Origin of the sequence: Ruegeria atlantica, assembly GCF_947495585.1 — a bacterium.
Classification (GTDB): Bacteria; Pseudomonadota; Alphaproteobacteria; order Rhodobacterales; family Rhodobacteraceae; genus Ruegeria; species Ruegeria atlantica_G.
This window is the reverse complement of record NZ_CANLZK010000024.1, coordinates 23,097-33,969: the sequence shown is the minus strand read 5'-3', so window position 1 is coordinate 33,969 and position 10,873 is coordinate 23,097. Positions and strand designations below refer to the sequence as shown.

10 protein-coding genes and 1 pseudogene are annotated in these 10,873 nt (G+C 55.1%); 5 read left to right on the top strand and 6 right to left on the bottom strand.

The features are described from left to right. Window positions 1–19: 19 nt before the first annotated feature. The 4 genes from QMP16_RS22640 to QMP16_RS22625 all read right to left on the bottom strand — a co-directional run bounded on the left by QMP16_RS22640 (window position 20) and on the right by QMP16_RS22625 (window position 1,867). Window positions 20–361, bottom strand: a complete 342-nt coding sequence (locus QMP16_RS22640; protein WP_282154249.1) for a ParB/RepB/Spo0J family partition protein — start codon at window positions 359–361, stop codon at window positions 20–22. A gap of 74 nt (window positions 362–435) precedes the next feature. Beyond that, window positions 436–582, bottom strand: coding sequence for a hypothetical protein (locus QMP16_RS22635; RefSeq protein ID WP_282154248.1), 147 nt, complete (start codon window positions 580–582; stop codon window positions 436–438). Between the two features lie 103 nt (window positions 583–685). Beyond that, window positions 686–1,090 carry a DUF3768 domain-containing protein gene (locus QMP16_RS22630; protein WP_282154247.1) on the bottom strand — a complete coding sequence of 135 codons (405 nt, stop codon included), beginning with the start codon at window positions 1,088–1,090 and terminating at the stop codon, window positions 686–688. A gap of 525 nt (window positions 1,091–1,615) precedes the next feature. Beyond that, complete coding sequence (locus QMP16_RS22625; protein ID WP_282154246.1) at window positions 1,616–1,867, bottom strand: WGR domain-containing protein; 252 nt, start codon at window positions 1,865–1,867, stop codon at window positions 1,616–1,618. A gap of 212 nt (window positions 1,868–2,079) precedes the next feature. On the opposite strand from QMP16_RS22625, the gene QMP16_RS22620 reads away from it, so the two are divergent. Together QMP16_RS22620 and QMP16_RS22615 are read left to right on the top strand one after the other, a co-directional pair. Further along, a complete protein-coding gene (locus tag QMP16_RS22620) occupies window positions 2,080–2,316 on the top strand; it encodes a DUF6429 family protein (protein WP_282154245.1) in 237 nt (78 codons plus the stop codon). Window positions 2,317–2,431: 115 nt separating this feature from the next. Continuing rightward, window positions 2,432–3,778: a hypothetical protein gene (locus QMP16_RS22615; protein WP_282154244.1), complete on the top strand. Its 1,347-nt coding sequence runs from the start codon at window positions 2,432–2,434 to the stop codon at window positions 3,776–3,778. 246 nt (window positions 3,779–4,024) lie between these two features. Here the strand turns inward: QMP16_RS22615 and QMP16_RS22610 are convergent, their stop codons facing one another. Further along, window positions 4,025–4,393, bottom strand: a complete 369-nt coding sequence (locus QMP16_RS22610; protein ID WP_282154243.1) for a nuclear transport factor 2 family protein — start codon at window positions 4,391–4,393, stop codon at window positions 4,025–4,027. Between the two features lie 217 nt (window positions 4,394–4,610). Between QMP16_RS22610 and QMP16_RS22605 the strand changes: the two genes are divergently transcribed. Further along, window positions 4,611–7,811, top strand: a complete 3,201-nt coding sequence (locus QMP16_RS22605) for an ATP-binding protein (RefSeq protein ID WP_282154242.1) — start codon at window positions 4,611–4,613, stop codon at window positions 7,809–7,811. Between the two features lie 297 nt (window positions 7,812–8,108). On the opposite strand, the gene QMP16_RS22600 is transcribed toward QMP16_RS22605, so the two are convergent. Next, the gene (locus tag QMP16_RS22600) at window positions 8,109–8,726 is read right to left on the bottom strand and encodes a GNAT family N-acetyltransferase (RefSeq protein WP_282154241.1); all 618 of its coding nucleotides are present in this window, start codon (window positions 8,724–8,726) and stop codon (window positions 8,109–8,111) included. Between the two features lie 153 nt (window positions 8,727–8,879). On the opposite strand from QMP16_RS22600, the pseudogene QMP16_RS22595 reads away from it, so the two are divergent. Together QMP16_RS22595 and QMP16_RS22590 are read left to right on the top strand one after the other, a co-directional pair. Next, a pseudogene (locus tag QMP16_RS22595) lies at window positions 8,880–9,063 on the top strand (hypothetical protein); the annotation flags it as partial. A gap of 122 nt (window positions 9,064–9,185) precedes the next feature. Further along, on the top strand, window positions 9,186–10,745 hold the full coding sequence (locus tag QMP16_RS22590) for an acetolactate synthase large subunit (RefSeq protein WP_282154240.1): 1,560 nt from the start codon (window positions 9,186–9,188) through the stop codon (window positions 10,743–10,745). Window positions 10,746–10,873: the final 128 nt, after the last annotated feature.

Below are 10,873 nucleotides of genomic sequence, written 5' to 3'. Positions count from 1 at the left end.
AATTCGCCGAACTAGCCGGTTAACACCGATGCGATCGCTGAATTAGCTCGCCATGCTCAAAAGTTTGCAACAGAGCCTTGTCAGTGACCTTCACGGGAACCTGTGCCAGATCGGCCCGCTCGGTCACGGCGATGTTCAAAGCCCGCAGGCGGCGACCACCGGCAACGATGGCGACTTTGCCATCTGTATCCCGCAGACCACTGAGGTTCTGGATCAGACCGCACATGACCAGACTGTCAGCCAGCAGAGCGATACCGTCCTCACCAACCTCCTGACGCGGGTTCAGATCGGACAGGTAGAGATCGGACAATGCAACGGTTTCGATGGTTTCCGGTGCGGTGAATGTTTCGACTTTGCTCATGGGGCAAATCCTTGTTTGAGTGTTTTGCTTCGTGTTAAGGGTGCCCTACCCCTTCCGGGGTAGAGCGGGGCCGCTTACGCGGCTGCGTGTTGTTTCAAGAAGGCGAGGCCGATCTTGGCGGAGAGACCTCCCTTCTTGACCAGCTCAATGGCTTCGCGCCGTCGTTGCTGCAGGGTTTCCTGATTTATTGTGATCACCCCCTTTCCGGTGTTTGCTGGCATGAACTCACCCACTGCCCGGCAGGGCATGCTTGCATGTCCCGAGAGGGGCCTTTCCTGCGCGGGTTGCGCATGCAGTCCCTGCCCCGTTGGGACAGGGCTGGTCTCAGTATTCGCTGGGGCACATGATGGTCAGCACACGGCGCGTCGCTGCGGGATCAAACGGGCGGTCCGACCCGTATTTGTAATCCGCGTCATAAAGATCGATCTTCCAGAACAGCTTCTGGCCGCCGATTGTCACCGTCCCGAATGTATGATCGCCATAAGGGTCATTGCCTTCGTCAAACTGGTCATCCGACGCCACTGCAGCCAAAGCGGCGGTTTGGAACTCCACCCCTTCGTCTGACACACCGGGCGTGACAAACACCTGCCCCTGAATGCCTTTGGAGTGCATCTCAATCGCCGCATTTGCGTCTATCAGGGCTTTTCGAAACAGGTCATTCTGCGCCGCGATCTCTGCCGCCTGCAGAGTTGCGTCATTTTCGATGTCTGTTGTTGCTTCACTGTTCAAAACCGTCTCTCCTTTTGTGGTGCGACCTCCGGGGCTGATCCCTTTTGGTGCTGGTTTTGAGCCGAGCCCTGAAAGGGCGTCGTCTCTAAAACCTGCCCCGTGGCGAACGCGGAGAGGGGCGAGACAGGACAAATCGACAAGAGTGGTGCGGCCCGCAGCGCAACGCGCGAGGACACGGTCTTGTCTATTTGTCTTGTCCGAGGGGGGAGGCCGCGCCTTCCCCCTGACGTCGGGCGGCCTTTGGCTTGTCCAAATCCCGCCTGACCCACAAAAGAAGCGAAAGGATCTTCGATCCTGCGGGAGCGCAAAAGGGATCGTCACCCGAATGGGCAGATCACAACGGCATGGAGCAACCATGACCCAAAGCCCCTGCCCCGGCTCACAAGAGACGGTTCAGGGGCTACTGCGTCAGGGAGATCATGCTGGGGTGTTCTGGGTGGAAGCCGGCATGCCGGCTGAAACCTAGAGCGCGGTCACGAGACGACAGGCTCGGGATTTGCTACGGAAACAGATTGCAGCCCGAAGTCACTCACCGACCGTTACGTAGCCTCGTCTGCGCTTTTGCTTTTCGAGGTTATGGAGCGCCGCAGCAGCCTGGGCTTCGTCTTCGTACGTCACCATCATGGCTTGCCCGTTTGTGCCAATACGTCCCCATGTACGAAGAACGGACACTTCCCCAAACAGCGTCGGCTGCAGCTCTATTCCGTAGTACCGTGCCATGTTGACGTCCGGGTCCACATGGATCAGGTGGACAGGTGTGGTGTCTGACAGCTCCATGCCTCCCAGTATTGCTTGGCACAATCCAGCTGTCCAATGACATTGCGATATCTATTCTCTGGGAGCGATTCATACCCGTGGTGTGAGGCGGCACGGGTTTCACCCGGCCTTATCAATCTGGTCGCACCATATGCGAGCTGAAGATCTTTGCAGTCCCTCCGTTCGCCGGATCAGGGTTGACGAGCCCGGCCCTTGTCGCGTCCGCTGTAGTTATGGACATAGATGAGAACAAGGTGGATGAAGCAGTCCTGGCGCTGCTCTGGTTGACGCTGCATGACGAGCGCCGCGCGTGGAAAGGTTTTGACTGGGACGCGCTTGATCGCCTGCACCGCAACGGGTTGATCCTGGACCCGGTTGGGAAGGCAATATCGGTGGTGCTGACCGATGAAGGCCTTCGCCGCTCCGAAGAACTTTTTGCAGAGCTTTTTGGGCGGGAACCGAAGAAATAGCATTCGCCGCGACGAGACCATCAATGTAACGCAGTTCTGCACACGCTTGTGGTCTGGCTCGCGGTTGCAATCTGCGCTAGATCGCCCCTGTCCGGCGAACAGGGAGAAGGTGAAAATGGCGACGGGGAACGATCTTGGTGGGCTCATCGGGTTTGTCACCGGTGACGAGATTTGGCACGAGCGGCTCGCGGACGTGTTGGACGAGCATTTTCTGCCAGCGCTCGAGGCATTCGATCTCGATTTCGAGGATTTGGGCGACCTGCTGGGCGATGACTGGCCAATGGTTCTGTGGGGCGGTGGCCTAGAAGACTTGCTGGGCAGGACATTCGGATCGGGCGCCGAAAACGCTGCAGATGCTTATCTGAAAGGGAGTGGAACCAAGGAGAGTGCGCAGACCCGCGCCTATATCAAAGGATTGCGGGACGCGCCGGTCAGCCTTTATGAGGTGAGCGAAATAGACCCTGGCAGATCCATGGTATTGCGCGACGCGCTTTCGGACGCCGAGCCGGTCACCGTCCAGGAACACAGCGCAACGCAGATGCTGCAGAGGTGGGACCGCATTGCGGCTCGGGTTGTCGCGCAGGGAGGTCATAACGTGATCTCAGGGGCTCTGCTTCCCTTCGAGCCAGAAACCGTCGCGTTTTTTGAAGAGGGGCTCCGCTCCGTGTTGAAATTGAACCCCGACGATGAGCTGAGACTGACACAGCATCAGCTACACCGCTCTGCACCCCTCTTCACCAATGCCTGGCTCTTCGCACATTTGCCGAACTTGCGGGACCCGGAACCACCACAAATCAGCAACAGCGATGGCGACGACCTTCTCTTTCACGAGATGCGCTTCCCGCTCGCCAGTAAGGTGACGCAAAGCCAGGTCTCGCAAAGACTGTCCCAGTCCGCAGAACTCGTGGTCTCAGGTCGAAATGACTGGACCTGGCTTGCCGTCGACAACCCGTCCGGCAACAAGCACGGCACCGGCCTCGTGTTGGATAAGTCGATGTCAGGGACCTCTGTGCTTGGGTCCCTGAACCTGAAAGGCAAAACACTCACGCTTTCTGTAAACTCTGCAGCGCGCGCCGAACGCGGCGAAGCCCTGGTCCGGGACCTCCTGGAGGATCTGGTGAAGTCACCGCTGACATCAATCCAGACCGTCGAGCAAATGATGGCGGATGACAGCCTGGAGGGCGGAGTGGCAGAAGAAGAGGACATCCCCCCTGCCCTTGCCCGTCAGATTGCCCACGAACATCTCGAACAACACTACCGCGACACGCTTGACCAGCCGATCCCGACCCTGGATGGCAAGACACCACGCCAGGCCGTTCGCAGCACCGCAGGCAAGAAAAAGGTGATTGACTGGCTGAAGACAATTGAAAACCGCAGCGCCCGTCAGACTGGCTCCCCTGTTGCAGACTATGATTTCAGCTGGATGTGGGACGAGCTGGACCTGTCAGACCACCGAAAATGACAGATAGACTGAACAATAGAGCCATTCAAGTTTCACTCAAAACCAGGCAATCGCATTTGTTCAAAGCGTAACCATGCGACTGATCGTTGGCATGCATGCCCTACTGCCCGCCTGCAATGTTGACTTGGCCCACAATCTTCGCACCGCTTTGGCATATCGGCGGCTAGTGTTTTTGCTACAGAAGACGGTGGCCAGACTTGGGAGCGGCGCAATTTCTTCGCACGAGTCAATATTCAAGGTGTATCATTACACTTGGCCAGCGACCTGTCGTTCGTAATCCACGGCATCGAACCAGCCTAGTGAATTGGTGATACGACAGTTTTCGTCCAGTTCCCATTCTTCCCAGCCGCTGGCCTTGACGAGGTTACCCGTATCCGAATGATGCCCTTCAAGCGTCCAACCAAAGATGGCGTGATCTCCGGCAAAACGAACAAAGTCCCTTGTAAGTTTCAAATCGGGAAAAGAAGACATGAAACCACCCGCCATGGCAATTATCGCGTCGCGCCCAAATTGGTTTTCCCCTCGGTTGATCGTGATACCCTTGTCAGGAGCATAGTGATCGGCGACCGCCTCGGGATTTCCCGAGTTCCATGCCGTAGTATAAGCCTCGGTCATTCTTTCGAACTCATTTTTATTCAGTCGCAAGCCAGCCTTCCCGTCTCCAAACCCCAAGCCAACTTAGTTGGCGCCCCACTCTTATGTCCACAAGCCAAATATGGCGTTATTCTGTAGCGATTTGAGCAAATTCGCAGTCTGAGGAATACTCGTTGCCCAAACTGACTTAATCGGGAACACTACGATTCTCAAACCCTCTTAGAAGACCAATTACCCTATGTCCGATCTCATTGAATGGCTGACACGAAGGAAGCTCCTTAATCTGGAAGCGGTTCTGGTCGAGAATGAGATCGATCTTGATGTTCTTTATGACCTAACGGATGAGGACATGCGTGAGATCGGCCTTTCACTGGGTTCGCGCAAGCGGTTGCGAGCGGCTATTGAAGCAGTTGAACCTAATCAATCCCAGTCTGACGCGACAAGTACAACGGATATCAAGCGCGAAGCCGAGCGTCGCCATTTGACGACGCTGTTCGTAGATCTTGCCGGATCAACAGCAATGTCAGCGCGGTTGGATCCCGAAGACATGAGCGAAGTGATCAAGCGCTATCAAAATACCGTTGCCGGTATCATCACCCGCTATGAAGGGAATGTCGCTAAATATATGGGTGACGGTGTACTGTGCTATTTTGGTTGGCCGGTGGCGCATGAAGACGACGCCAAACGCGCTGCGCGCTCTGCGCTGGAAATTATCGGGGCGATCGCCGAATTGCGTTCGCCTGATGAACAGGCACTATCTGTTCGGGCCGGAGTAGCGACCGGCATGGTCGTCGTCGGCGACCTCATAGGGGAAGGAGCATCAAGGGAAGAAACCGTTGTTGGTGACACGCCAAACCTTGCAGCGCGTCTTCAGACATTGGCTGAGCCGGGGCAGGTTCTGGTTCCAGAATCGACGAAGCAATTGATCCAAGACTCGTTCGAGTTAGAAGAGTTAGGCTGTTTCGACATTAAGGGATTGGACTCGCCAGTACCGGCGTGGAGGATCGGAACCGAGCGCAGCTTGGAAAGCCGGTTCGAGACCGAAGATATCAGTCCTGTTCTGCCGATGATCGGGCGCAACCATGAACTGGGACTGATCATGGAGCGCTGGCATCGCGCAATTTCCGGGGAAGGCCAAGTCGCTGTTCTGATCGGTGAGGCAGGCATCGGCAAGTCCAGACTGACGCGTGCCGTCATTGATGCGGTCTCGACGCAGGATCACTTCCGGATGAACTATCACTGCTCGCCCTACCACACGGATTCAAGTTTCTTTCCTGTTATCCGGCAGCTTTCACATGCCATGGGCCATCTGGAAACTGACACTGCCAGCAAAAAAATTGCAAAGCTTCGCAAGCAACTCCGGGCCGCTGACCCAAAGATTATTGCTGAACTCCTGCAGATTGAAACTGGTCCATCTGCCGAAAATCCCGATCTGACACCACAACAACTCAGAGTTCGGATCATGGAAGAAACCTCGGCAGAATTGCAGGCGCTTTCACGGGAAAAGCCAGTTCTCCTTGTCGTAGAGGACGCACATTGGTGCGATGCCTCGACGCTCGCGATGCTCGAGGCGTGTCTGGATCGAATTGCTACCGAGCGGGTAATGATCTTGATTACCGGTAGACCGACTTTCCAGCACGCGTTCGGAGGTCATCCAATCGTATCCAAGCTTACCCTAAACCGATTGGGGTCCGAGCAGATCGAGGCTGTTCTCGCAAAGATATCAGGTGGGAAAACCCTTCCCGACGAACTGACTAAAGAAATCATCCACCGAACCGACGGCGTTCCCCTGTTTGTCGAGGAACTGACAAAAACCATTTTGGAATCCGGCGACCTGATTGAAGCCGAAAACAGCTTCCAACTTGCCGGTCCTATTGATCGGGTGACTATCCCAGCGACCCTGCATGATTCCCTAATGGCCCGGATCGACCGGCTTCAACCCGTGAAGGAAATCGCCCAGATGGCCGCCTGCATCGGGCGAAGTTTCGACCGTGCGTCGTTGACAAAAATCGCCCGGGTCGATGATTTGGCGCTTGACGATGCGCTGGGGCAGCTTGAACGCAGCGAGCTCGTGTTTCGACGGGGGATACCTCCGGATGCGACATATGTCTTCAAGCATGCGCTGGTTCGGGATGTAGCCTATGAAAGCTTGCTGAGACGTCGACGTTTAGAAATCCACCACAGGCTCACGGATCTGTTTGAGGCCGACCCGAACGCGCCCTCGGAGTTGATCGCACATCATGCGACTGAGGCTGGGTTGGCGGAAAAGGCTATTACGCTATGGGGCGACGCTGCCAGAAAAGCTCAGGCCCGGCCGGCTTATGTCGAAGCAGGAAATCATCTGCACAATGCCTTGACGCTGGTTGCAGGCTTGCTGGACAAACCGGAATGGCGCGAACGGGAACTGGCGCTTCTGGTGCAGCTTGCTCAGGTACATATCGCCAAGGATGGCTACGCCTCAGCCGAAGCCAGCAACGCATTCTCACAGGCGCTGGAAAGGATAGAGGCAACCACGGACCCAGAACTCAAGGTTGCAATCTACTATGGGACGTGGATCGCGCCTTATATCGGCAACGATCTGCATAAAGCGTTCGGTCTGGTTTCGAGACTTGTAGAAGACATGGCGAACGAGCGCGCTCCGATCCCGAAGCTGATCTCGCGCCGGATGCGGGCTGCGACCCTGATCGCCAAGGGCCGCTCTGCTGAAGCACTTCAAGATCTCGAAGTCGCTTATGAACTCTATCGGTCGGCCGAGATCATAGATTTTTCGACGAAATTCGCCCAGGATCCAGGAGTGCAGATCTGGTGCTATATGCTCCTTGCGCAGTGGATGTGCGGCGACGAAGACACGGCGCAACAGACCTGCGTCAAGGCCCTTGCTCGAGCCCGCGAGCTCAAACACGCCAACACAATCTGTTACGCTGGTCTGCACGCTGTCACCTTATCGATCTGGATTGGCGACTTGGAAAGTGCAACCGAGATCAATGAGGAAATGCGACAGGTCTCAAACGAGCACGACATGGCGTTGTGGAAGAATTTTGTTGCCATTCATGACGCTGTCCTGGCTTGCATGACGGATGCGCCTGGCGCCGTCCATCAATTGGACAAGGCCTTGGAAGAGTATCGTGCAAAAGGATGCTGGCTTTGGGTAACGCTCTATTTGGCTGAACACGCGAAAGCCCTACTCAGGGCCGGTGATCCCAGCGCGGCCCTACAAACAGTGGTTCGCGCTTTGCGAGAACAGGATACCACAGGAGAACACTGGGCAGAGGCTGAGTTGCTGCGTATCAAAGGAGAAATCAGAGCAGCACAAGGAGATACCGATTCAGCGAGTGCCGCCTTTGACCAGGCTATCTCGGTTGCCCAGACTCAAAAGGCCCAAATATTGATCGAGCGCGCGTTTCGTTCAAAACAGATTCTCCTCGACGCAAACGGCTGAGCATTCGGGTTTCTCGCTCGCATCTTGGAGCATAACCCTTCTATGCAAACGTTTAAGGTCGTCATTTCCATTAGATGCAACTTCGATCATACTGAGCCCTCTGCCACCAATAGATCAGCTGCAACATTTGCTACGATTGGTGAACAACGCGTTACAGGGTCGGCCCAAAGCCGCCGTCCGCCGAAGAAATTCGATGCTGCGGTGCGGCTCGTCGAACCAGCCATTCGCTACGGACAAAAAAATCCTGAAACTGCCGAACTCACAGAAGGCGGGACGGTGCGTCCGTTTGATCTATCGCTATTGGGCGGCTCGAAACATCGGAAACAGGGGTGGGGCTTGGTCGGTTTTGATTAGACCCATCTCTTGGAAACCATAGCGCTTATACAGTGATAGATTTGTAGGGTTTGTCGACTCTAAGTAAGCCGGTCTTCCATCTTCGTCACAACGTTTGAGGCAGCATTCAAGCAACGCGGACCCCAACCCTTTTCCTTGGCGAATTGGATCGACCGCAATAAAAGCTAAATGCCAGCAGTCCTCATCGGGATGATAATCTTCCATCTGCCCGAATGTTTCGAACAACGCATCATGCTTTTCTGATGAGACCGTCTGCTCAAAACAGGCGACAAGCCGTTCTTCGTCAGGGTGAATGCTTGGCGGAAGCCAAAGTGCGCCAGCAGTAAAATCATCGTTTCGAAACGCGCTACCCTGTTCAAATGCACGCCCTCCAAAGAAGTCCATTACTCGCGGGAAGTGGGTAAGGAAATCGGCAGGTTCAGGATACAGCCAACGCATGAATGGGTCGGCAGAAAATCCAAGAGCAAGTCCGCTAAACAAACTTTCTGCTTCACTTCGGGTTGATGATCTAAACATGAAATTACCTTTGGTCGTTCCACCTCGATTTTCACGTTTCAGCATGTGGGCCGCAAATACTTGTTGTCAAATGCGCAATTTATTGTCCTGCTTAAGCAACGAAGGATGACTGCGTCGAGCTCTCAGCAGACCTCTGAGGCGACGCAGCATCCTGTGATATTGTCTCTCGTCAATGTCGGGTTGTCGTTGTGGGAGGGTATGGCGGATCGGAGGGTCAGTCATGGAAACCCAAACTTACCTGCCATTCGCGCTTCGCCCAACCTGGAACAAGGGACGTATCGTCGGTCAGAAGCGGCCGCTAAAACCTAAGCATGTCTGGGCGATCCGAGTTCGACTTGAACTGGCCGAAAACCACCGCGACCTCGCGTTGTTCAACATGGCAAGTCTCACGGCGCGAGGGCATCGATGACGATTGACGGCCTGCACATCATCGCAAGCTTTTTCAGTTACTTTTGGATTGTCCCTCCCATAAAGTGCGTTGAAATCAGAGTTGGCGGTGATCGAATGAACGGCGCAGAATCGTTAGTCAAAACCTTTCTTCACAACGGTGTGGATACGGTTTTCGCCAATCCAGGCACGTCTGAAATGCACTTTGTTGCGGCTCTCGATCGACATCCCGAGATGAACTGTGTTCTATGCCTTTTCGAAGGTGGAACGACGGGCGCCGCTGATGGCTACTACCGCATGAAACGGGACGTCGCCGGCACTCTGCTGCATCTTGCACCGGGGCTAGGCAACGCATTTGCCAATCTACACAACGCCCGAAAATCAGGATCCGGGATCGTGAATGTGGTGGGAGATCACGCAACACATCACCTGCGCTATGAAAGCCCACTCAGAGGCGACATTATTGGCGTAAGTCAGGCCATAAGCCATTGGACACGAGTTTCTGATCAGGCCACAAGCGTCGCATCAGACGGGGCCGCAGCCATCCAGGCCGCCCGATCTCAAAACGGCCAGATCGCCACTCTTGTTCTTCCCGCCGATACTGCTTGGGATTCAGCGACTGGCCCTGTGACGAATAGCATTCTGGCCCAACCACTTCATCGTCCGTCCTTGGAAGACATCGAGGCCGCAGCCATGCGTCTGAAGACTGCAAACGCGGCTTTGATGATAGGTGGGTCCGCGCTTTTTGGTCCACTTCGTGTACTGGCTGGAAAAATTTCCGTCAAAACCGGATGCCGCCTGTTGGCGGATACTCTAATCCCTCGAATTTCGAAGGGGGCCGGGGCTGCCAAATTGGATCAACTTGTGTATCCAATTGCACCCAAGATCGCTCAGCTTGAACAGACCTCGTCAATCACTTTGATCGGCGCCGACCAACCCGTTGCCTTCTTTGCATACCCGGGGAAACCGAGCACACCCGAGCCCGCCGGTTGCACGGTCTCAAGCCTCTGCACTCCGACGGATGATATTGCCTGGACTCTTCAATCACTGGCAGACACGGTTGGTGTTTCGAGCAAGACACAGCTGAACACATACGCTCTCGACCTGCCTCCAATCCCAACCGGAGATCTCACCCTAGCGAATGTCGGCCAGGCGTTAGCGGCCCTCATTCCCGAGAATGCTATCGTTTGCAATGAATCCGTGACGTCCGGGTTTCACGTCATTCCTCCGACTGCAACGGCGCGACCACATGACTTGCTTGGGGGAACCGGTGGGGCAATAGGGCTTTGCCTACCGTGCGCAACTGGCGCAGCAATTGCATGTCCAGACAGAAAAGTAATTGCTCTAACAGGCGATGGATCCGCCATGTACACGTTGCAATCTTTGTGGACGATGGCACGCGAAAGCCTGGACGTTACGGTGATTGTATTTGCCAACCGCGGCTATCAAATCCTTCGGGATGAGCTGGCAAATGTCGGTGTTGAGAGTTTTGGCAAGAATGCGGAGGCAATGTTTGATGTGGAAAACCCAACGCTTGACTGGGTTGCGCTCGCTAAAGGGCATGGGGTTCCCGGAATACGAATTGAAAACACCGATGGCTTTGTAAATGCCCTTTCCGCGGGGCTATCACGTGACGGCCCTTTCTTGATCGAAGTTATGTGCCCGCCAGCATCTTGAGCACAAATTCTATTTGAAACGGACGGCCCATTCCTGCCGTTGGCCACGGTAATTCGATGCTGCGGACGCAGCCCGATTTTCGGACATTCGTCGCAGGTGTAAAACTTCGACGTCAGCGAACTCACGAT

Coding starts and splice junctions, on each gene's coding strand:
- QMP16_RS22640 (WP_282154249.1), bottom strand. CDS start 361: ATGAGCAAAGTCGAAACATTCACCGCACCGGAAACCATCGAAACCGTT.
- QMP16_RS22635 (WP_282154248.1), bottom strand. CDS start 582: ATGCCAGCAAACACCGGAAAGGGGGTGATCACAATAAATCAGGAAACC.
- QMP16_RS22625 (WP_282154246.1), bottom strand. CDS start 1,867: ATGGAGCTGTCAGACACCACACCTGTCCACCTGATCCATGTGGACCCG.
- QMP16_RS22620 (WP_282154245.1), top strand. CDS start 2,080: ATGGACATAGATGAGAACAAGGTGGATGAAGCAGTCCTGGCGCTGCTC.
- QMP16_RS22615 (WP_282154244.1), top strand. CDS start 2,432: ATGGCGACGGGGAACGATCTTGGTGGGCTCATCGGGTTTGTCACCGGT.
- QMP16_RS22610 (WP_282154243.1), bottom strand. CDS start 4,393: ATGACCGAGGCTTATACTACGGCATGGAACTCGGGAAATCCCGAGGCG.
- QMP16_RS22605 (WP_282154242.1), top strand. CDS start 4,611: ATGTCCGATCTCATTGAATGGCTGACACGAAGGAAGCTCCTTAATCTG.
- QMP16_RS22600 (WP_282154241.1), bottom strand. CDS start 8,726: ATGCTGAAACGTGAAAATCGAGGTGGAACGACCAAAGGTAATTTCATG.
- QMP16_RS22590 (WP_282154240.1), top strand. CDS start 9,186: ATGAACGGCGCAGAATCGTTAGTCAAAACCTTTCTTCACAACGGTGTG.